At 58.4% G+C, this 19,826-nt stretch carries 20 protein-coding genes and 2 tRNA genes; 9 read left to right on the top strand and 13 right to left on the bottom strand.

Annotation, left to right across the window (positions count from 1 at the left end):
* Positions 1-84: 84 nt before the first annotated feature.
* On the top strand, positions 85-456 hold the full coding sequence (locus ACR0IK_RS06825) for a hypothetical protein (RefSeq protein ID WP_480640915.1): 372 nt from the start codon (positions 85-87) through the stop codon (positions 454-456).
* Positions 457-473: 17 nt separating this feature from the next.
* Here ACR0IK_RS06825 and hisA read toward each other — a convergent pair whose 3' ends face one another.
* On the bottom strand, positions 474-1,196 hold the full coding sequence (gene hisA / locus ACR0IK_RS06820) for a 1-(5-phosphoribosyl)-5-[(5-phosphoribosylamino)methylideneamino]imidazole-4-carboxamide isomerase (protein ID WP_480640914.1): 723 nt from the start codon (positions 1,194-1,196) through the stop codon (positions 474-476).
* A gap of 134 nt (positions 1,197-1,330) precedes the next feature.
* Here hisA and ACR0IK_RS06815 point away from each other — a divergent pair, with 134 nt between their 5' ends.
* Positions 1,331-1,732 carry a DUF2147 domain-containing protein gene (locus ACR0IK_RS06815; RefSeq protein WP_480589929.1) on the top strand — a complete coding sequence of 134 codons (402 nt, stop codon included), beginning with the start codon at positions 1,331-1,333 and terminating at the stop codon, positions 1,730-1,732.
* Between the two features lie 3 nt (positions 1,733-1,735).
* Here the strand turns inward: ACR0IK_RS06815 and hisH are convergent, their stop codons facing one another.
* The gene (gene hisH / locus ACR0IK_RS06810) at positions 1,736-2,374 is read right to left on the bottom strand and encodes an imidazole glycerol phosphate synthase subunit HisH (RefSeq protein WP_480640913.1); all 639 of its coding nucleotides are present in this window, start codon (positions 2,372-2,374) and stop codon (positions 1,736-1,738) included.
* On the bottom strand, positions 2,375-2,962 hold the full coding sequence (gene hisB, locus ACR0IK_RS06805) for an imidazoleglycerol-phosphate dehydratase HisB (RefSeq protein WP_480589924.1): 588 nt from the start codon (positions 2,960-2,962) through the stop codon (positions 2,375-2,377). It lies immediately after the preceding gene.
* A gap of 154 nt (positions 2,963-3,116) precedes the next feature.
* On the opposite strand from hisB, the gene ACR0IK_RS06800 reads away from it, so the two are divergent.
* Positions 3,117-3,356, top strand: coding sequence for an Lrp/AsnC family transcriptional regulator (locus ACR0IK_RS06800; protein WP_480640912.1), 240 nt, complete (start codon positions 3,117-3,119; stop codon positions 3,354-3,356).
* On the opposite strand, the gene ACR0IK_RS06795 is transcribed toward ACR0IK_RS06800, so the two are convergent.
* The 3 genes from ACR0IK_RS06795 to ACR0IK_RS06785 all read right to left on the bottom strand — a co-directional run bounded on the left by ACR0IK_RS06795 (position 3,353) and on the right by ACR0IK_RS06785 (position 4,477).
* Entirely contained in the window at positions 3,353-4,213 is an 861-nt protein-coding gene (locus ACR0IK_RS06795) for a GNAT family N-acetyltransferase (RefSeq protein WP_480589922.1), read from the bottom strand. The genes ACR0IK_RS06800 and ACR0IK_RS06795 overlap by 4 nt on opposite strands.
* An 81-nt stretch (positions 4,214-4,294) precedes the next feature.
* Positions 4,295-4,369: transfer RNA gene (locus ACR0IK_RS06790), tRNA-Gly, on the bottom strand.
* A gap of 33 nt (positions 4,370-4,402) precedes the next feature.
* Positions 4,403-4,477 (bottom strand) — tRNA-Gly (locus tag ACR0IK_RS06785).
* A gap of 148 nt (positions 4,478-4,625) precedes the next feature.
* On the opposite strand from ACR0IK_RS06785, the gene ACR0IK_RS06780 reads away from it, so the two are divergent.
* Entirely contained in the window at positions 4,626-4,778 is a 153-nt protein-coding gene (locus ACR0IK_RS06780; protein WP_480589919.1) for a hypothetical protein, read from the top strand.
* Positions 4,779-4,793: 15 nt separating this feature from the next.
* Here the strand turns inward: ACR0IK_RS06780 and ACR0IK_RS06775 are convergent, their stop codons facing one another.
* The 5 genes from ACR0IK_RS06775 to ACR0IK_RS06755 form a co-directional block, all read right to left on the bottom strand.
* Positions 4,794-5,177, bottom strand: coding sequence for an MAPEG family protein (locus tag ACR0IK_RS06775; RefSeq protein ID WP_480640911.1), 384 nt, complete (start codon positions 5,175-5,177; stop codon positions 4,794-4,796).
* A gap of 78 nt (positions 5,178-5,255) precedes the next feature.
* Positions 5,256-8,693: a pyruvate carboxylase gene (locus ACR0IK_RS06770; protein ID WP_480640910.1), complete on the bottom strand. Its 3,438-nt coding sequence runs from the start codon at positions 8,691-8,693 to the stop codon at positions 5,256-5,258.
* Positions 8,694-8,817: 124 nt separating this feature from the next.
* Complete coding sequence (locus ACR0IK_RS06765) at positions 8,818-9,975, bottom strand: alpha-hydroxy acid oxidase (RefSeq protein WP_480640908.1); 1,158 nt, start codon at positions 9,973-9,975, stop codon at positions 8,818-8,820.
* Positions 9,976-10,014: 39 nt separating this feature from the next.
* A complete protein-coding gene (locus ACR0IK_RS06760) occupies positions 10,015-11,379 on the bottom strand; it encodes a sensor domain-containing diguanylate cyclase (RefSeq protein ID WP_480640907.1) in 1,365 nt (454 codons plus the stop codon).
* 146 nt (positions 11,380-11,525) lie between these two features.
* A complete protein-coding gene (locus ACR0IK_RS06755; protein ID WP_480589908.1) occupies positions 11,526-11,678 on the bottom strand; it encodes a hypothetical protein in 153 nt (50 codons plus the stop codon).
* 309 nt (positions 11,679-11,987) lie between these two features.
* On the opposite strand from ACR0IK_RS06755, the gene ACR0IK_RS06750 reads away from it, so the two are divergent.
* On the top strand, positions 11,988-14,381 hold the full coding sequence (locus tag ACR0IK_RS06750; RefSeq protein WP_480640906.1) for an ATP-dependent helicase: 2,394 nt from the start codon (positions 11,988-11,990) through the stop codon (positions 14,379-14,381).
* On the opposite strand, the gene ACR0IK_RS06745 is transcribed toward ACR0IK_RS06750, so the two are convergent.
* A complete protein-coding gene (locus ACR0IK_RS06745; protein ID WP_480640905.1) occupies positions 14,378-14,668 on the bottom strand; it encodes a DUF1330 domain-containing protein in 291 nt (96 codons plus the stop codon). The genes ACR0IK_RS06750 and ACR0IK_RS06745 overlap by 4 nt on opposite strands.
* Positions 14,669-15,044: 376 nt before the next feature.
* On the bottom strand, positions 15,045-15,269 hold the full coding sequence (locus ACR0IK_RS06740; protein ID WP_480640904.1) for a DUF1127 domain-containing protein: 225 nt from the start codon (positions 15,267-15,269) through the stop codon (positions 15,045-15,047).
* A 906-nt stretch (positions 15,270-16,175) separates the two neighbouring features.
* Between ACR0IK_RS06740 and mraZ the strand changes: the two genes are divergently transcribed.
* The 4 genes from mraZ to ACR0IK_RS06720 are packed head-to-tail and all read left to right on the top strand — an operon-like array spanning position 16,176 to position 19,825.
* On the top strand, positions 16,176-16,679 hold the full coding sequence (gene mraZ / locus ACR0IK_RS06735; RefSeq protein ID WP_480589898.1) for a division/cell wall cluster transcriptional repressor MraZ: 504 nt from the start codon (positions 16,176-16,178) through the stop codon (positions 16,677-16,679).
* 4 nt (positions 16,680-16,683) lie between these two features.
* Positions 16,684-17,676 carry a 16S rRNA (cytosine(1402)-N(4))-methyltransferase RsmH gene (gene rsmH / locus ACR0IK_RS06730; protein WP_480640903.1) on the top strand — a complete coding sequence of 331 codons (993 nt, stop codon included), beginning with the start codon at positions 16,684-16,686 and terminating at the stop codon, positions 17,674-17,676.
* Complete coding sequence (ftsL, locus tag ACR0IK_RS06725; RefSeq protein ID WP_480589894.1) at positions 17,673-18,041, top strand: cell division protein FtsL; 369 nt, start codon at positions 17,673-17,675, stop codon at positions 18,039-18,041. The genes rsmH and ftsL overlap by 4 nt, the downstream gene beginning before the upstream one ends.
* On the top strand, positions 18,038-19,825 hold the full coding sequence (locus ACR0IK_RS06720; protein ID WP_480640902.1) for a peptidoglycan D,D-transpeptidase FtsI family protein: 1,788 nt from the start codon (positions 18,038-18,040) through the stop codon (positions 19,823-19,825). Before ftsL ends, ACR0IK_RS06720 begins: the two co-directional genes overlap by 4 nt.
* Position 19,826 lies beyond the last annotated feature (1 nt).

The raw sequence follows: 19,826 nt of genomic DNA, 5'->3' as shown, positions 1-19,826 counted from the left end.
GCACATCTTCCCCTCGGCAATTTGTTTGATTGCCGGGATTATGGTAAATTCCTCCCATTTCAGAAATTTAGGGAGGAGTTTTCCATGAAACTATCATTGCATATGATGTGGATTGCTGGAGCGTTTTTTGTGGCTGTATCAGGTGCCGCGCAGGCCCAGGACTTCATGACACAAAAAGAAATTTTGGCGACCATTCCGGGCTCGACGATTTACGGTATTTCGAACCAGGATAACAAAACCCAATGGGCGCAGGCCTACAGCAAAGGCCGCAAAAAGGGAAAGCTTGCCGGTAACTCTGGTGGCAATAAGTATGAAGGCAAATGGTATGTCGATGGCGACATGTGGTGTGAAGAGACCGGCGATTGGGTGGGGTGCTTTCAATTCGTTCGCATAAGCGAAAAGGAACTGCAGCCGTACAAAGACGGGCAGCCCAGGAACAAATGGAAAATACAGTAACCCGCTGCTGAGCGGCTCTATTTACTCAGAGTGGACAAGGCTTCTTCCAGGTCAATCGCACCGTCATAAAGCGCGCGGCCGGAAATCGCGCCGTTCAGGTCCACACCGCAATCGCGCAGCGCTATCAGGTCGTCCAGTGAGCTGACACCGCCCGAAGCAATCACCGGGATCGACACGGCGCGGGCCAAGTCGGCGGTGGCTTCGATGTTCGGTCCTTGCATCGCGCCGTCGCGATTGATGTCGGTATAGATGATTGCGGCGACGCCAGCGTCTTCGAAACTGCGAGCCAGATCGGTGACCTGCACGTCAGTTTCCTCGGCCCAACCTTTGGTGGCGACCATGCCATTGCGGGCGTCGATACCCACCGCGACCTTGCCGGGGAACTCCCTCGCGGCGTTGCGCACCAGATCAGGGTTTTCGACTGCGACCGTGCCCAGAATCACTCGGGCTAATCCTTTGCCGATCCAGGTCTCGATGGTTGCCATATCGCGAATGCCGCCGCCCAGCTGGGCAGGCACATCACAGGCCTTCAGAATGGCTTCGACCGGGGCTGCGTTGACCGGTTCACCCGCGAAGGCGCCGTTCAGGTCCACAAGGTGCAGCCATTCGCAACCAGCCTCGACAAAGGCACGTGCCTGTGCGGCCGGGTCTTCGTTGAACACGGTTGCCTTGTCCATTTCTCCGCGCAGTAGGCGCACGGCCTGGCCGTCTTTGAGGTCGATGGCGGGGTAAAGGATCATGATCGGCGGCCCTATATCAATGTTACACGCGCGGGATATCGCACAGGCGGGGCAGGGGATGCAACGCGACGCTAAGTCATTCTTGCCCCGGCTGGCGCGGCTCGTCAGACTGGCGGCAAAACAGGGAGGATATGATGAAGAAACTTCTACTCGCAGCAGGATTGGCAGGGCTGGCGACCTCTGCATTTGCCGCCGATCCGGTTGATGGGCTGTGGAAGACCCAGCCGGGCGATACCGGGGGCTATTTGCACGTTTCTATTGGAGAATGCGGCAGCGCGATTTGCGGGACCATCGACAGCGCGTTTGACGGCGAGGGCAACCAGCAACTGGAATATGAAAATCTCGGCAAACAGATCATTTGGGACATGCTGCCCGAGGGCGGTGGCCAATATGACAGTGGCAAGATCTGGGCGCCGGATCGCGACAAGACCTACAACTCGAAAATGACCCTCGACAACCAGAACAAGCTGACTGTCAAAGGCTGTGTCGCGGGTGGTCTGGTTTGCCGTGGGCAGACCTGGACGCGCGTTCAGTAACCTTTACGGAGCCCAGGTCAGGAAATTCCCGATCATACGCAGGCCAACATCCTGGCTTTTCTCGGGGTGGAACTGCATTCCAACCATAGTGTCGCGGCCGATCACGGCCGTGACCTCTTGACCATATTCCACATAAGCTAACCGCTGCGCCGGATTTCTGACGCGGAAATGGTAGGAGTGGACGAAATAGGTGTGGTCACCCGATTTAACCCCGTTGAACACGGGATGCTCGCTTTCCACAACCAGATCGTTCCAGCCCATATGCGGAACTTTCAGCGCGCGGTCCGAAGGTTCGATCCGTACCACATCACCTGCGACCCAGCCCAAACCATCCGTTTCGACGTACTCGTGGCCTTTTGAGGCCATCAATTGCATCCCGACACAGATGCCCAGAAACGGGCGGCCTTTTTGTTCGACCGCCTCGACCATCGCATCATAGATGCCCTTATGCCCGCGCAACTCGGCAGCGCAGGCCGGAAAAGCGCCGTCACCGGGCAAAACCAACCGATCAGCCCGCGCAACAACATCCGCATCCGAGGTCACAACAACCCGGCCGGCGTCCACCTCGCGCGCCATGCGCTGAAACGCCTTCTCGGCCGAGTGCAGGTTGCCGCTCTCGTAGTCAATAATGGCAGTCAGCATTTACAGCGCGCCCTTGGTCGACGGGATCGCATCGGCCTTGCGCGGATCGGTTTCGACCGCCAGCCGCAAGGCGCGGGCGACGGCCTTGAAGGCGGCCTCGGCGATGTGGTGGCTGTTGAACCCGTGCAACTGATCGATATGCAGCGTGATGCCGCCATGTGTGCTGAGCGCCTGAAAGAACTCGCGCACCAACTCGGTGTCGAACGTGCCAATCTTGGGCGTAGGTAGGTCAACATTCCAGATCAGGAACGGACGGCCCGACAGGTCCAGCGCGCAGCGGACTTGTGCGTCGTCCATAGGCAGGTGGCACTCGCCATAGCGGCGGATGCCCTTCTTGTCGCCCAATGCCTGCGTCAGCGCCTGACCCAGCGCGATACCGGTGTCTTCGACCGTGTGGTGGTCGTCGATGTGATAGTCGCCTTTGGCGCGGATTGTCATGTCGATCAGCGAATGGCGCGCCAGCTGGTCCAGCATATGGTCAAAGAAGCCAACACCGGTCTGGTTGTCGTACTGGCCGGTGCCGTCCAGGTTGACCTCGACCGAGATTTCGGTCTCGGCGGTCTGACGGCTGATCTTTGCGCTGCGCATGGGCGAATTCCTTTTGCTACAAGCGCGCTTATAGACGGGGAAGGGCAGGCTTTTCCAGCCCGCCCGTCGCATTCGGCGCAATCTGTTGCAGGGGATTGAACGTGGGCGCGGCGCGTGTAAGCCTGCAGGCAATTCAACTAAAAAGGCCTGGCCCATGTCCACCTGCGTTTTCATTCAAATCCGCTGCAAACCCGGCACCACCTACAAGGTTGCCGAAGAGGTCGCGCTGCGCGAAATTCACTCCGAACTCTATTCGACCAGCGGTGAATATGATCTGCTTCTGAAACTCTACATCCCCGAAACCGAGGATGTGGGCCATTTCATCAACGAAAACCTGCTGGTGATTCCCAATATCGAACGTTCGTTAACCACAATGACGTTCAAGGCGTTTTAACCCAGTTCGAACGTCGTCACGCCAAAAATACGGTTCAGATCGATTTCCGGTTGGTGGCTTGAATACATCCGGGCCGTTTCAAATACTTTCTCCAGCCCAAGCTTCGTCGCCAGTGCAAAAGCAGCTTCATTTGGCTGAGGCATGTCGATGAAGACCTCATGCCCGCCATGCTCGTCTGGTAAAGCTTGCAGCAGACTGATGAGCAGGGATTCGGCTATGTCCGTGCGGTCCGCGAACAGCGGCCCGATCTTGTAACCGATCTGACACGGGCGCAGAGTTGCATAGCCTTTTATTTGGCCGTCCTCACAATGTACGCGGGAAATATGGCTCGGCGCACTGATCCAGCTCTGCAGGAAAGCGTCGCGCGGGGACGGGAACAGCTGACGGTCATACGCCGTCAACTCATTTGAAACTGCGGTCAGAGCTTCGGTACCAGCCGATGGCGTCAACACCCGCTGGATACCCGCCACGGACCCGGTGAAACGGAAATTGTTGTAGGCAAAGGTAAACCCCGATTTGCGATAATTGTGCTGTTGGTCAACGACCCCATCCAACCCGACATTGAGCGCAGTGCTGTTAGACAAAGCGCGCTGCCACAGCTTCAACCCATGTCCAGCGCCACGAAACTCGGGGCGAACGATGTAAAAGCCAAGGAAAGCAAACGTTTCGTCGTAATGTACCACCGAGATTGAGGCGATCATCTCGCCGTCCAAGAAACCTCCCAGAAATCCGTTAGTATCGGTGCTGTGGAAACACGCCGTGTCATGATGGCCTGGGTTCCACCCTTCGCGCCCAGCCCAGTCTACGGCCTGCTGCAACTCGTCAGCGGTGAGGGGGCGGATAACGTATTCAGACATGGGTGAATCCTGTATTGCTCAATGCAACCAGAATGACGCAATGCTTTGCGGAGAACCAGAATGTTCAGAAGACTTGGTATCTGGAGCGGGCGAGGCGATTCGAACGCCCGACCCTAACCTTGGCAAGGTTATGCTCTACCCCTGAGCTACGCCCGCATCAGATACATATTTGGTCCGAAGACCTCTCAATGGAGCGGGCGAGGCGATTCGAACGCCCGACCCTAACCTTGGCAAGGTTATGCTCTACCCCTGAGCTACGCCCGCGCCGTTGAGTGAGGAGGGATGTATAAATTCCCACGCGAGGCTGCAAGCGGAAAAACACAAAAATCGGGAAAAATCTTTCGACGGAATTCTGCGCGCCATGCGTTCAAGATTTAAGACACTACAAAACAAGAGGGTTCGAGGAGAAGAAATGACACGGATTGCAGACTTGAAGATGGCCCTGCTTGCGGCACTAATCGTGCTGACATCGGTGCTTTGTACACCGGATCAGGACAGGCTGGGCGAGGTTGAGCCTGTCCTCAGAGATGCACCGCTGGTCGAAACGCGTGTGCTGGCGGGTTAAGCCCCACCGATCAGATCACAACGCCAATACGATATTCGCGATGGCGGCTACCAGAATCGCAGTGAACGTCAGCAGCATCCCGATCTGGCGCAGAATGACGATCTGCGGGCTGCGTCCAAATCCATAAGCGTGCAACAGACGACCGCTCAGCAAAGTCAGGCCCAGCAGGTTCAGCAACAGGCCGCTCGCTCCCTGCAGTTCGACCATCGCGATCAACAGCAGGGCAAAGGGTGTGTATTCCACAAAGTTGGAATGCGTCCGCATCACCTTGAGCATTGCCGTATTACCGCCGTCACCGTAGGAAATCTTATCGCTGCGCCGCTGACTGATGACCCTGACGCTGAGCGCGACAAAAAAGATTGCCAGCAATGCGGCGTAGACAGGTGTGATGGACAGCATGGGCGTTTATCCTCTTCGGGTCAAAAAAGGCCGCCCGGTTCCCCGAGCGGCCCCTGTTAGCCCAGAAAGTTAAACCGGTTATTCCAGTTCGACCAGCAGGTCCTTTGCGTCAATCTGCCCGCCGGGCTGAACGTGAACAGCTTTGACCGTTGCGTCACGCTCGGCGTGGATGCCGGTTTCCATTTTCATGGCTTCGATGGTCAGCAGCATGTCGCCTTCCTTTACCTCTTGCCCGGCAGTGACGGCCACTGTGGCGACAACGCCCGGCATCGGAGCGCCGACATGATTGGGGTTGCCCGCCTCGGCCTTGGGCCGGGCTTGCGTGGTCGACGTCACCAGGCGGTTGGGCACCCGGATCACCCGGGGCTGGCCGTTGAGTTCAAAGAACACTTTGACCTCGCCCTTTTCGTCGGTCTCACCGACTGCCTGACAACGGATTTCCAGCGTCTTGCCCGGATCGATCTCGGCGGTGATCTCTTCGCCGGGCTCCATCCCGTAAAAAAAGGTGCGCGTGGGCAGGGTGCGGACCGGGCCGTAAGTACGGTGGCGGCCCATGTAGTCCAGGAACACCTTGGGGTACATAAGGTATCCGTTCAGGTCCTCGTCATCGACCTCTTTGCCCTCCAACTGTTTGGATAGCTCGGTGCGGGTGGCTTCCAGATCGACTGCAGGAACATCCTTGCCCGGGCGCTGGGTGTTTGGAACCTCGTCCTTAAGCACCTTCTTGATGATGGTGTCGGGGAAACCGCCCGGAGGCTGGCCAAGGTTGCCACGCATCATGTCGACCACCGAGTCGGGGAAGGCCACATCGGTCGAGGGGCTTTCCACGTCGTCACGGGTCAGGCCCTGGCTGACCATCATCAGCGCCATGTCACCAACGACCTTGGACGACGGTGTCACCTTCACGATGTCACCGAACATCTGGTTCACGTCGGCGTACATCTGAGCAACTTCGTGCCAGCGTTCTTCCAGCCCGAGGCTACGTGCCTGCGCCTTGAGGTTGGTGAACTGACCGCCGGGCATTTCATGCAGATACACTTCCGAGGCCGGAGCCTGCAGGCTGGACTCAAAGGCCGCGTACTGGCCGCGCACCGCCTCGAAATAGTCGCTGATCTCGCGGATCGCCTTGATGTCCAGACCGGTGTCACGTTCGGTATGGCGCAGCGCTTCGACCACAGTGCCCAGCGTTGCTTGTGAGGTGTTGCCCGAGAAGCTGTCCATCGCGCAATCCACCGCGTCCACGCCCGCCTCGGATGCGGCCAGAATAGTGGCGCTGGCGATACCGGCTGTGTCGTGGGTGTGGAAGTGGATCGGCAGGCCGACCTCTTCTTTCAGCGCGCGGATCAGAATCTTGGCCGATGCCGGTTTCAGCAGGCCTGCCATATCCTTCAGGCCCAGAACATGCGCACCTGCGTCGCGCAGTTCTTTGGCCATGCCGACATAGTATTTCAGGTCGTATTTGGCGCGATCCGGATCCAGAATGTCACCGGTGTAACAAACGGTACCTTCACAGATTTTTCCGTTGTCGATCACCGCATCCATAGCCACGCGCATGTTCTCGACCCAGTTCAGCGAGTCGAACACTCGGAACACGTCTACGCCTTTCGCGGCCTGACGGACGAATTCCTGAACCACGTTGTCGGGATAGTTGGTGTAGCCAACCCCATTGGCACCGCGCAGCAGCATCTGGGTCATCAGGTTGGGCATCGCCTCGCGCAGGTCACGCAGACGCTGCCACGGGCATTCCTGGAGGAAGCGATAGGCCACATCGAAGGTCGCACCGCCCCAGCATTCGACCGAGAACAGTTGCGGCAGGTTTGCAGCATAGCTGGGCGCCACCTTGATCATGTCGATCGACCGCATTCGGGTCGCCAGCAGCGACTGGTGACCATCCCGCATGGTGGTGTCGGTGATCAACAACTGTCGCTGCGCCTTCATCCAGTCGGCGACCGCCTGCGGGCCTTTCTGCTCCAGCAGATTGCGGGTGCCCATTTTGGGTTCGCCCTTCAATGCGGGGGGTTTGGCCACTTTCAGGTCGGTGCGCGGTTCCGGACGGTCCTTGGTTTCAGGGTGACCGTTCACGGTGATATCCGCGATATAGGTCAGAACCTTGGTGCCCCGGTCGCGGCGACGCTTGAAGGTGAACAGGTTCGGCGTCGTGTCGATGAACTTGGTGGTGTATTCGTTCGACAGGAAGGTCGGGTGTTTCAGCAGGTTGATAACAAAGTCGATATTGGTGCTGACGCCGCGGATGCGGAATTCGCGCAGTGCCCGGTCCATCCGGCTGATCGCCTTTTCAGGTGTCGGAGCCCAGGCTGTAACCTTGGTCAGCAACGAGTCGTAATACCGCGTGATCACCCCGCCCGCATAGGCTGTGCCGCCGTCCAGACGGATACCCATGCCGGTCGCCGAGCGATAGGCGGTGATGCGGCCGTAATCGGGGATGAAGTTGTTCTGCGGGTCCTCGGTGGTGATCCGGGTCTGCAGGGCGTGGCCGTTCAGATGCACGTCGGCCTGGCTGGCGGCCCCGGTCGCTTCGGCCAGCGTCTTGCCCTCGGCGATCAGAATCTGGGCCTGCACGATGTCGATGCCGGTGACTTCCTCGGTGACGGTGTGTTCAACCTGCACGCGCGGGTTCACCTCGATGAAGTAGAACTTGCCGGTCTCCATATCCATCAGGAATTCAACAGTGCCGGCGCATTCATAGTTCACATGGGCGCAGATTTTGCGGCCCAGCTCACAAATCTCGGCACGCTGTTCTTCGGATAGATACGGGGCAGGGGCGCGTTCCACGACCTTCTGGTTCCGGCGCTGGACCGAGCAGTCGCGTTCGTAGAGGTGATAAATCTCACCGTGCTTGTCGCCGAGGATCTGAACCTCAACGTGGCGGGCACGGATAATCATCTTTTCCAGATAGCCCTCGCCGTTGCCGAAAGCGGCTTCAGCCTCGCGGCGGCCTTCCAGAACTTTTTCTTCCAACTCGTCTTCCGAGTGGATCGGGCGCATACCGCGTCCGCCGCCGCCCCATGAGGCCTTGAGCATCAGCGGGTAGCCAATCTCTTTGGCCTCGGCCCTGATTGCGTCCATGTCATCGCCTAGAACCTCGGTCGCCGGGATCACCGGCACTCCGGCCTCGATGGCCACGCGCCGCGCGCTCGCCTTGTCGCCAAGCGCGCGCATGGTCTCGGCCTTGGGGCCGATGAAGGTGATGCCGTTCTGGACACATGCGTCCACGAAGTCCGGGTTTTCCGACAGCAGGCCGTAACCTGGGTGGATGGCATCCGCGCCGCATTCCTTGGCCACGCGGATGATCTCGTCGATGGAAAGATAAGCCGCGACCGGCCCCATCCCTTCGCCAATACGATATGCCTCGTCAGCCTTGAAGCGATGCAAGCCAAGCTTGTCTTCCTCGGCGAACACAGCGACGGTGCGTTTGCCCATCTCGTTCGCTGCGCGCATCACGCGAATGGCAATCTCGCCGCGATTGGCTATCAGGATCTTGTTGAAGTCGGTCATATCAGGTCCCGGTCTTAGTGGTTTGGCCGTTTTATTAGGCGGACAATACGCGCTCGTATATCAGTCCTTCTGGGTAGAACCGGCATGTTATCGCTCGCAAACGCCGCCTTTTGACGTGATTGTCTTACACACGCTGCGCTGCAGCATCAATGTTCGTGATTGGCGACGGAGTTTCCTGCAGGTTCGGCAGGCCCATTTGACCCATATTCGCGATCAAGTCCTGACGCAGGATGTCTATGACATGCGCAGGTCCTTGTGCGCCCAAGGCGCTGAGACCATACAAAAATCCGCGCCCGAGCATGATAAAGTCCGCGCCCAGAGCCAGTGCGCGCAGGATGTCCAGACCACCTTCGACGCCGCTGTCGAAAATCAGGGGCAGGTTTGTCGCCTCTCGGATCAACGGTAGCACATTGATACTTGCAGGGGCTCCGTCAAACTGACGACCGCCGTGATTCGAGACCCAAAGGGCATCAACACCGGCCTGTTGCAGCCGCTCGGCATCCCCGGCCTGCATTACGCCCTTTACGATAAACGGCCCGTCCCAGGCGTCCCGCAGCCATTTGACATAATCCATGTCGGGTGAAGTGCGCAGCAGGTAACCGACATGGGCGGTCGGCGGCAGAGCACTGTCCCCGTCGATATACTTGTCCAGCGTGCGCATCCGGGGCATTCCATTCTGCGCCATACCCAATGCCCAGGCCGGACGCAGTGCAATCTGTGCCAGTAGGCGCGGGGTCAGTCTGGGGGGATTGGTCAGACCGGATCGCGTTTGCCGTTCACGGCGCGAGGCGACCGGGACATCAACAGTCAGCACAAGGGTCGAGAATCCCGCCGATTTGGCACGATTCAGCATATCTGTGCGAATATCCGGATCTTTCGGAGGGTATAGCTGAAACCAGGCGTTCCGCCCCAGATGAGGGGCCAGATCTTCGGGGCTCTGGCTGGCGACTGTCGAAAGGGTGTAGGGCAGGCCCGTTTCGGCGGCGGCGCACGCCAGCAGCTTTTCTGCGTTCGGCCAGACCAGACCGGCCATCCCGATGGGGGCGATGCCGAAGGGCAGGGGAAAATCCTGCCCCAGAAAACGCGTTCCGGTATCGCATTCGATGGGGCCATGCAGAATCGAGGGCAGAAACTCCACCTGATCCAGAGCGGCCCGGTTGCGGCGCAGCGTGGTCTCGGTTCCTGTGCCGCTTGCCAGATATTCCCAGACGAAAAAAGGAACCCTGCGCTGTGCGCGTCGTTTCAGGTCGGCAATGCCGGGGAATGTGCTGTGCAGGTCCATATGGATTGATCCAACCTGCCGGGCGATTCTGCAAGGTTTTCAGGCGGCTGAGGTCGGTGGCTCGGGTTTGGGCGACCGTTTGTGTTTCGAATCTGCCGCAGTCGAAGTGACCGAGGCTGCATCTTTGGCGACCTGCACCTGATTGCCACCCTTATCTTTGGCCTTGTAAAAAGCATCGTCTGCCGTGCGCATCAGATCCTGCGGCATGGTGCCATGTGCGGGGTAGTGGGCGACACCCACGGAAATCGTGATGCGTGGCAAGGGTTTCTCACCATACCGGACCGAGACAGCCTCAACCGCCTGCCTCAATTGCTCGGCCCGGGTCATGGCATCGTCGGGCGTGTTGTCCGGCAGGATCAACATGAACTCCTCACCTCGGATGCGGCAGGCAACCTCATCCCGGTCACAGCCCTGTTCCAGAGCCGATCCGACCGCGCGCAGCACCATGTCTCCGGCGTCATGCCCATGGGTGCCGTTGAACTTCTTGAAATGGTCGACATCCACGGCAATCAGACTCAGTGATGCGCCGGTCTGCTGGCTGCGGTTTATGGATTTGCGCAACGTTTCGGTCATGTGCCGACGGTTGAACAATCCGGTCAGTGGATCGCGCACTGATTGGTCATGCAACTGATCGCGCATCCGGACATTTGCTATCGCCATGCTGAACTGTTCGGCGCAAAGCTGGGCGAGCTTCTTGCTGGCATGAAACACCTCGTCACTACCCTCATGGGCCCGCAGATGCAAAAGACCCACCGTTTCCCCATGTGCCAGAATGGGAAAGCAGAAAAAGGGGCGCCCGTCATGCGGCTCGGCATGTTCGCAGACAAAGTCGATCTCGGATGCGCCATATTCATAGGTGCGCCCGCGCCGTAGGCCCCAGCACCCTTCCGGGTGGATATGCGCTTTGTGAGCTCCACCATTCCAGCTGGCACAGCCATCCAGCACATCGCGTGAATTGGAATAGACATACACGCTGCCCTCGGCCTCGAGCAGGATATGGGTCATAAAGCGTGAGACCATGTCGAACAACTCATCCAGCGACCGGCTGGATTGCAGCCATTCGTTCAACTCGCCCAGCAATCGGACCTTGCGCGCAAGGCGCAGTTGCTCATCCATTAGCTCTTGCTCTTTTTCGGCGCGGCCCCGCAGGCTGCGCACTTGCCGCCGGTTCGCGCGGAAAATGACCAGTGTCACCGCCGACAAGGCAAGCAAGGCCACGCCGCTGAGCACGGTCAGCAACAGCCGGACCAGGTTGATGAACAGGTTTCGAACCTGCGTAATATCCGAATAAAACCCGATCGCACCGATAAAGCGCCCTTCGCGAAGGACGGGGGTATAGACTTCGGCCACATGGCGGGACCGCGGCCCGCTGACCTCAAGAGGGTCGCGTTCGAAATTGTCCACCTCGGTTAGGGGTTTTCTTCATGTTTATAGACGATGTTGCCTCGGCCCAGAACGTCGCTGAAATAGGCGTCGCTGTTAACCATACCCACATCCGATGGGCGGGTTGACCACAGGACGCGCCCCGCATCGTTGAAAAGCTTGAACCGTTAGATATCCGAGGTCGCGGGCAGCAATTCCAGAAACTCTTCGTCGTGAGTGTCAAGCACGCCGGTACGAAAGGTGGCATCAACATCCTCGAGATGTGAAACCACCTGCCGGTTCATCTGCGTTGCGGCGTGGCGCAGGTCGGATTCCAGCATCCGGTCGACCACCGGAGCCGGAAACGCGAAAACGCCTCAGCCTGACAGGGCGGTTAGCCCTTCCATGTCCAGAACGATGCCAGCAAGTTTCAGGCGGGACGCCGTGCCCGATCCGCCAAGGGTTTTCATGATCCACGCTCCCACAGCTTTGACCTCAGCATCGGATGCAAGCTTTGACAGTGTGTTAACGGGGGCGTAGTGCGTCGAAGCGTATTGGTTAGAATCGGCGGGAAATGCGGTAAAAAAACTGTGCGAACAAGGGGTGAACAAACTCTTTCCCTCGGCGCGTATCCGGCGTAGTTTGGGGGCATGAGCAGTTTCGACGATATGGACGCCTTTGAGGGCGCATCGTTGTCCGCGCGAGCCATGGCCGCGCGGCCTTCGCAGCATCTCGATTGGCTGAACGACGAGCAGCTAAGGGCTGTAAAGGCGCTGGACGGACCAGTACTTGTTCTCGCCGGAGCTGGTACAGGCAAAACCAGAGCGCTTATATCAAGAATTGCTGAGATTCTTCACACAGGGCGGGCAAGGTCCAATGAAATTCTTGCAGTGACTTTTACTAACAAGGCTGCAAAGGAAATGAAGGATCGGGTGCAGCAGTACCCAGTAGACGTCAAGCGCGGTTTGCAATGGATGGGCACGTTCCACGCGATCTGCGTCAAGTTGCTGCGACGCCACGCGGAATTGGTCGATCTGAAATCGAACTTCACCATTCTGGACACGGACGATCAGTTGCGTCTGCTAAAGCAACTGGTTCAGGCCGCCAATATCGACGACAAACGCTGGCCCGCGCGGATGTTGGCCGGGATCATCGATGACTGGAAGAACCGCGCACTGACGCCCGACAAGGTGCCTGCTGCGGATGCCGGGGCTTATAACAACAAGGGTGTTGAACTTTACGCGCAATACCAGACCCGCCTGCGCGAGCTGAACGCGGTGGATTTCGGTGACCTGCTGTTGCACATGGTCACGATTTTCCAGACCCATCAGGACATTCTGGAGCAATACCAACGCTGGTTCCGCTATATTCTGGTGGACGAGTATCAGGATACCAACGTCGCCCAATACCTGTGGCTGCGACTGCTGGCCGGGGCGCACAAGAACATCTGTTGTGTGGGCGATGACGACCAGTCGATCTATGGCTGGCGCGGGGCCGAAGTGGGCAACATCCTGCGGTTCGAAAAGGACTTTCCCGGCGCGTACGTGGTGCGGCTGGAGCAGAACTACCGCTCGACCCCGCATATTCTGGCCGCCGCGTCCAATGTCATCCGGGGTAATGAAAGCCGCTTGGGCAAAGAGCTGTGGACCGACGCGGAAGAGGGCGAAAAGGTTCGCCTTATCGGCCATTGGGATGGCGAGGAAGAGGCCCGTTGGATCGGCGAGGAAATCGACGCGATGCAGGGCGGCACGCGCGGTGTTCGGCCCATAGGGCTGGATGAGATCGCCATTCTGGTCCGTGCCTCCCACCAGATGCGCGCGTTCGAGGACCGGTTCCTGACCATCGGTCTGCCCTACAAGGTGATCGGTGGTCCCCGGTTCTATGAGCGGATGGAGATCCGCGACGCCATGGCCTATTTCCGGCTGGTGGTCAGCCCCGGCGATGATCTAGCGTTTGAGCGGATCGTGAATACGCCGAAGCGGGGCCTTGGCGACAAGGCGCAGCAGACGATTCAGATGACGGCACGAGAGAATGGCGTGTCTCTGATCGATGGGGCCCGGATCGCGGTTGATAATGGGTTGATCAAGGGCAAAGGCGGCAAAGCCCTGCGCGAGTTGATCGACGGGCTGGCCCGGTGGAACGCTATGACGCGCGGACCTCGTATCGAGGTGGAAGACGACTCGGTGATTGATGACGGTGCGCCACTGCGGTTCGGGGAACCCGAAGTGTCGCATATCGAACTGGCGCAGATCATTCTGGACGAATCCGGCTATACCGCCCACTGGCAAAACGAAAAGACACCCGAGGCTCCGGGCCGATTGGAAAACCTTAAGGAACTGGTCAATCAGCTGGACAACTTTGAGAATCTTCAGGGTTTCTTGGAACATGTCAGTCTGGTCATGGATAATGAGCAGGACGGTGATGGAGCCAAGGTGTCGATTATGACGCTGCACGCGGCCAAGGGGCTGGAGTTTCCCGCCGTGTTCCTGCCGGGGTGGGAAGATGGGTTATTCCCTTCACAACGGTCGATGGACGAATCCGGCCTTAAAGGCCTCGAGGAAGAACGGCGGCTGGCCTATGTGGGTATAACCCGCGCGGAAGAGGTCTGTACGATCTCCTTTGCCGCCAACCGGCGGGTGTTCGGGCAGTGGCAGAACGCGATGCCGTCGCGATTCATCGACGAACTGCCCGAGGATCATGTGGAGGTGCTGACGCCTCCGGGCCTCTATGGCGGTGGGCAGCCAACTGCCAGCATCGAAACCCGAGCGGCCGAGGCGAATGTCTACAACTCGCCCGGTTGGAAGCGCATGCAGGCACGGCAGGGGCAATACGGCACGTCACAACCCCGCGAAAGCCGCAATTCGGTGATCGATGCCACTGCGCTGGCCAGTTTCACGCTGGGGGAGCGCGTGTTTCACCAGAAATTCGGCTATGGCGCGGTGATTGGCATTGAGGGCGATAAGGTCGAGGTCAATTTCGACAAGGCGGGCACCAAGAAAGTGGTGTCCCGTTTCTTGTCAGCTAAAGATGACGTGCCGTTCTAGAGTCCTTCGATCAACACCATATTTGTCTTTGCTGTGCGGTGCCGGACTTTTGCCAGTTCGATGTAGTCGGGGTCGTCCTTCCATGCCTTGGCGGCCTCCAGCGATGGAAATTCCATCAGAACGATGCCGTTTTCAGACCAAGTGCCCTCAACTACGTCCACCGGTTTCGATGAGACTGTCAGCAAGCGGCCTCCGTGGCGGTCAAAGATAGGCATGAAGCCTTCAAGATATTCCTGATACCCATCCGGGTCGTGAATAGAAATTTGCGCGATGAAATAGGCGGCCATTGGAAGCTCCTGACAATCCATTCAGGGTTCCATTCTACATCAGCCCTTGAAAAACAAAAAACGGCGGTTTCCAGGGAGGAGGAGAGGAAACCGCCGTTCTTTTCAACATCGGGGCAGGGAGGAGGAGAGCCCCGATGTATGCGAGCCCGGGTTTGATCCGGGTATGAGGAAGACGCGGCGACGTCAGGGAGGAGGACGACGTCACCGCGCACTTTCAACACCGGGAAAGGGAGGAGGAGTACCCGATGTGTCAGTTTCCGGCGTTCAGGGCCGGTATAGGGCGCGGCGACATCAGGGAGGAGGAGAGATGTCGCCGCTGAAATACAGGTCCTAAAGGGAGGAGGAAGGACCTGATCTCGGTTATGTCTTTGCGCGCTTAGTGCGCGACGTGTTCTTCGGCCGCTTGCAGTGCAAGGCGGCGGATCATCGAGCGGTGCAGGCCCAGATCGGCCAACTCGCGGTTCGACAGTTCAGACAGTTCGTTGACCGTCTGGCGGTAGGCGCGATATCGGACGAACCGGGTCTTTACAGCCTCAATCAGCGAAGTCAGCCCGGTTGCCGGTGCGCTTTTTAGCGCGGAATGATGTGTTGCTGCAGCCATCTGCCTTACCCGATTTTTTTTGTTGGTGCCGGTGTGGCCCGGCGTTTGCTTGAGATTGAAAATAGGCGAATGCTGCAATTGCACAATAGCCCGCGTCGTCAATGCTGCTATGCAGCAACTGCATAGATATCAATGAGTTGAACATTCGGGTGATGAAAAGCCTTTAAATAAAGGATTTAGCTATCGTGTTGGCTGGATTCGCATGAGACCGGGCGCCACAAGGTATGAGTGATTGCTTTTTCTTTGTGCGGCTTCTTTTGAAATTTGTGCGTTTTGAAATCGCTGATCGATGGCGAGCCCCGTTAACGGTTGTCTCCAGGCCTATGGGAATTCATGGGTGAATTTTGGCCGGGCTTGGAAACGCGGTTCAACATTGTGTAGCGCGGGGTGATTCGAGGTGGGGAGTTCCACCTGGATAGGTGATTAAGCGCAAGAATCCCTGCTCACTTAAAAATATTGGGAAATCATGGGACAAAGCGGGCATTGAAAATATACACAATATATAGTGTGCGAAGTAAAGATTTTTCGTATTTGTGGTGAATTGTGTGCGATTTTCATTTGTCCTCAGTTTGTCTGTGCTGTGAATCCATCGATGACTTGATGAATTTTCTTGTTGATTTCCATGAATTCCCATGGCATCCCTAGTTTATCCGATGAGGACGAGGCACATGGGGCGCCAAACGACCCCGAACCAATAAAAACAGGTTTCATACAGGCATCTCGCTTTCATCACTCAAGAGATCCGGCGCGCGGGCGAGCAGACATCCCCCCAGGTGGCGCGCGCAGCTGGACATCCCGCAAAGCGGGTCAATGCGGCGGGTTGATCAGTGGCAGCAGATCAACCCGCCGTTTTTCATCCGGGGGACGTGAGATTTAGGTGGGGCGCAAGCGAAAGGGACAATCGTCTTGGCGCGCAGGTTTAGAGGTGAAAGCCACCATAAGGTGGATACGAAGGGCAGGGTGTCGATCCCGGCCTCGTTTCGCCGTGTACTTGAAGCCTCTGATTCCAACTGGCAGCCCGGAGATACGCCTGAACTGGTGATCGTCTATGGGGACCACCGCCGTAAATTCCTTGAATGCTATACTATGCAGGCCATCAACGAGGTCGATGACAAGATCGACGCGCTGCCGCGTGGCTCGATGCAGCGAAAGATGCTGCAACGCATGTTCCATGGTCAGTCCTTCCCAACCACGGTGGACGAGACGGGGCGCTTGGTGCTGCCCGCCAAGCTGCGCACCAAGATCGGGCTTGAAAACGAGGCGTTCTTTATTGCTGCCGGTGACACGTTCCAGATCTGGAAGCCCGAGACCTATGAATCCGAAGAGCTGGCCGCAGCCGAGGATTGGTTGGACGAACAGCCCGAGGACTTTGATCCTCTTGTGTACCTAGACGGCGTCGGGGACGCGTAGCGGCATGGCCGGCGCTGAAACCCCTTCCGATAAACCTCATATCCCTGTCCTGTTGCGCCCCTTACTGGCCGCAGTGGCACCGGTGTCCGGCGTCTGGCTGGACGGGACGTTTGGCGCGGGCGGCTATACGCGCGGGTTGCTGGAGGCTGGGGCGGACAAGGTAATCGGCGTGGACCGTGATCCGCTGGCTTTCGAAATGGCAGCGGACTGGGCAAGTGACTATGGTGATCGGCTGGTGATGCAGCCCGGTGTATTCTCGCGCATGGATGAATATGCGCAGGGCTTGGATGGGGTCGTGCTGGACCTCGGCGTGTCGTCGATGCAGCTGGATCAGGCCGAGCGCGGGTTTTCCTTCATGAAGGACGGCCCGCTGGACATGCGGATGAGTCAGGAAGGCGAAAGTGCTGCTGACCTGGTAAACACGGCGACCGAAACGCAGCTGGCGGACATCCTGTTTCACTATGGTGAAGAACGGGCGAGCCGACGCATCGCCAAAGCCATCGTCAAGGCGCGGGCAGAAGAGCCGATCACCACGACCCTGCGTCTGGTTGAGATCGTCGAATCCTGTTTGCCGCGTCCCAAGCCGGGACAGTCGCACCCTGCGACGCGCAGCTTTCAGGGGCTGCGAATTGCAGTGAATGCCGAATATGAAGAGCTGTTTCAGGGTCTTATGGCAGCCGAGCGGGCGTTGAAGCCCGGGGGGCAACTGGCCGTCGTGACGTTCCATTCCATCGAGGACCGTATGGTCAAACGGTTCTTTCAATCCCGTGCGGGTAAAACCGGGCGCGCCAACCGCTTTGCGCCCGAGATTGAGCAAGGGCAACCGCAGTTCACGCTTAAGACACGCAAAGCTGTAGGGCCGGACGAGCAGGAATTTCAGGAAAACCCACGTGCGCGCTCGGCCAAGCTGCGCGTGGCGGTGCGGACCGAGGCTCCGGCAGGGGAAATTGAGGCCCGCGCCATTGGGATGCCACAAATTGGGGGAAGGGCGAAATGAAGAGTGTTTTGTATGTGTTGACCGCTCTGGCCGTGTTCGGACTGGCGCTTTGGGCGTATCAAGAGAATTACCGCACCCAGCAAGTGGTGAAGGAAACACAGAAGCTGCAGCGCGAGATTGGCATGGCACAGGTGCGGCTGGCCGTGTTGAACGCCGAATGGGCTTATCTGAACCGTCCCGACCGGCTGCGCGAGTTGGCTGACCTGAACTTTGAGCGCCTGGGCCTGTTGCCGCTGCGCGCCGAGCAATTCGGTCGCGCCGATCAGATTTCATACGCCGAGGACCCGGATCTGCCCATCGTTGACCCGATTGAATTGCAGGCGATCACCAACACTCAGGCGCTGGGTGAGGTACAGATCCCATGACCCGCACGCCCCTGCGCCCTTTGGCCCGAATCCTCGACGCCCGCGCCCGGGGCGAAAACCCCAAGGCGATTGAGCGCGAGAATATCCGCCAGCGTCACGAAGATATGAAAGACCGCGCCCGCGCCCGCGCCGAAGGGCGCCTTTTGGTGCTGGGTCTGTTCTTCTTCTGCGCTTTCTCGGTCGTGGGCGTCCGCATGGGCATGTTGGCCACTTCCGAGGCACAAGAACCGCTGGCCAGCGCGCCCGGTGCCGCGATTGCGATGCAACGGGCCAATATCGTGGACCGGGAAGGGCGCATTCTGGCGACCAATCTTGATACCTATTCGGTCTACGCTCAGCCACCTTTGATGATCGACCCGGTCGCCGCTGCTGATCAGTTGGTTGCGATCTTCCCCGATCTGGAAAAAGAGCGCCTGGTCAAGGACTTCACCGGTAACCGTAAGTTCCTCTGGATCAAGAAGCGTATCTCGCCCGAACAGAAACAGGCTGTGCATGACATCGGCGATCCCGGCATCCTGTTCGGCCCGCGTGAGATGAGGCTGTACCCGAATGGCCGTCTTGCCGCGCATATCCTGGGTGGCTCGGGATTTGGTCGCGAGGGTGTGAGCGCCGCCGAGGTTATCGGTGTGGCAGGCGTCGAAAAACAGTTCGACGACTATTTGCGCGATCCGGCGAATGGCAACAAACCGCTGCAACTGTCGCTGGACCTGACCATTCAGGCAGCGGTCGAGCAGGTTCTTTACGGCGGTATGAAGATCATGAATGCCAAAGGCGCCTCGGCCGTTCTGATGAACGCGCATACGGGTGAAGTTGTCTCGGCCGCATCGCTTCCGTCCTTTGATCCGAATGATCGCCCGCGTCCGCCGACCTCGGGGTTTGATCCATCAGACAGCCCCCTGTTCAATCGCTATGTGCAGGGCGTCTACGAATTGGGTTCGGTTTTCAAGATATTCACAGCCGCGCAAGCGGTACAATTGGGTCTGGTGAATTCCGAGACGATCATCGACACCTCGGGTCCGATGAAAATCGGTCGCTTTCCGATTGGTGAATTCAACGGCAAGAACTACGGCAAGATCAGCGTTGCGGACGTGATCGTCCACAGCTCGAACCGGGGCACAGGGCGGCTGGCGCTGCAGATTGGCGCAAAGCGTCAGCAGGATTTCCTGCAATCGCTGGGTATGTTCGATCCGACTCCGTTTGAGATTGTTGAGGCCGCCGGCGGCGCGCCGCTCAAGCCGAAGAAATGGGGCGAGCTGAGCACGGTGACCATTTCCTATGGCCACGGGTTGTCGACCAGCCCGATGCATCTGGCTGCCGGATATGCGGCGATTGCCAATGGCGGGCACTATGTCAGCCCTACCATCCTGCGCAAGAACGGCCCCCAGTACGGCCCGCGCGTGTTGTCGGAAAACGCGGCCAAGCAGGCACAGAACATGCTGCGCAAGGTTGTGACCGACGGCACGGCCAGCTTTGGCGACGTGGCTGGCTATGACGTGGCTGGAAAAACCGGCACTGCAGATAAGCCCAAGCCGCGCGGTGGCTATTACGATGACAAGGTGATCGCGACCTTTGCAACGATCTTTCCGGCCTATGATCCGAAATATGTGCTGATCGTCACGCTGGATGAACCGTCCATCGTGGCCTATGGCGAAAAGCGCCGCACGGCGGGGTGGACGGCGGTTCCTGTGGCCGCAGAACTGATCGGCCGCATTGCCCCGTTGCTGGGCCTGCGTCCCCGGGTTGAGCCTGAGGCCCGCGCTGCTATAACCCTGACCTCAAATTAGG

This window comes from Ruegeria sp. BF7 (assembly GCF_056538605.1).
This window is presented reverse-complemented; position numbering and strand designations above follow the sequence as displayed.

Coding starts and splice junctions, on each gene's coding strand:
- ACR0IK_RS06825 (WP_480640915.1), top strand. CDS start 85: ATGAAACTATCATTGCATATGATGTGGATTGCTGGAGCGTTTTTTGTG.
- hisA (WP_480640914.1), bottom strand. CDS start 1,196: ATGATCCTTTACCCCGCCATCGACCTCAAAGACGGCCAGGCCGTGCGC.
- ACR0IK_RS06815 (WP_480589929.1), top strand. CDS start 1,331: ATGAAGAAACTTCTACTCGCAGCAGGATTGGCAGGGCTGGCGACCTCT.
- hisH (WP_480640913.1), bottom strand. CDS start 2,374: ATGCTGACTGCCATTATTGACTACGAGAGCGGCAACCTGCACTCGGCC.
- hisB (WP_480589924.1), bottom strand. CDS start 2,962: ATGCGCAGCGCAAAGATCAGCCGTCAGACCGCCGAGACCGAAATCTCG.
- ACR0IK_RS06800 (WP_480640912.1), top strand. CDS start 3,117: ATGTCCACCTGCGTTTTCATTCAAATCCGCTGCAAACCCGGCACCACC.
- ACR0IK_RS06795 (WP_480589922.1), bottom strand. CDS start 4,213: ATGTCTGAATACGTTATCCGCCCCCTCACCGCTGACGAGTTGCAGCAG.
- ACR0IK_RS06780 (WP_480589919.1), top strand. CDS start 4,626: ATGACACGGATTGCAGACTTGAAGATGGCCCTGCTTGCGGCACTAATC.
- ACR0IK_RS06775 (WP_480640911.1), bottom strand. CDS start 5,177: ATGCTGTCCATCACACCTGTCTACGCCGCATTGCTGGCAATCTTTTTT.
- ACR0IK_RS06770 (WP_480640910.1), bottom strand. CDS start 8,693: ATGACCGACTTCAACAAGATCCTGATAGCCAATCGCGGCGAGATTGCC.
- ACR0IK_RS06765 (WP_480640908.1), bottom strand. CDS start 9,975: ATGGACCTGCACAGCACATTCCCCGGCATTGCCGACCTGAAACGACGC.
- ACR0IK_RS06755 (WP_480589908.1), bottom strand. CDS start 11,678: ATGCTGGAATCCGACCTGCGCCACGCCGCAACGCAGATGAACCGGCAG.
- ACR0IK_RS06750 (WP_480640906.1), top strand. CDS start 11,988: ATGAGCAGTTTCGACGATATGGACGCCTTTGAGGGCGCATCGTTGTCC.
- ACR0IK_RS06745 (WP_480640905.1), bottom strand. CDS start 14,668: ATGGCCGCCTATTTCATCGCGCAAATTTCTATTCACGACCCGGATGGG.
- ACR0IK_RS06740 (WP_480640904.1), bottom strand. CDS start 15,269: ATGGCTGCAGCAACACATCATTCCGCGCTAAAAAGCGCACCGGCAACC.
- rsmH (WP_480640903.1), top strand. CDS start 16,684: ATGGCCGGCGCTGAAACCCCTTCCGATAAACCTCATATCCCTGTCCTG.
- ftsL (WP_480589894.1), top strand. CDS start 17,673: ATGAAGAGTGTTTTGTATGTGTTGACCGCTCTGGCCGTGTTCGGACTG.
- ACR0IK_RS06720 (WP_480640902.1), top strand. CDS start 18,038: ATGACCCGCACGCCCCTGCGCCCTTTGGCCCGAATCCTCGACGCCCGC.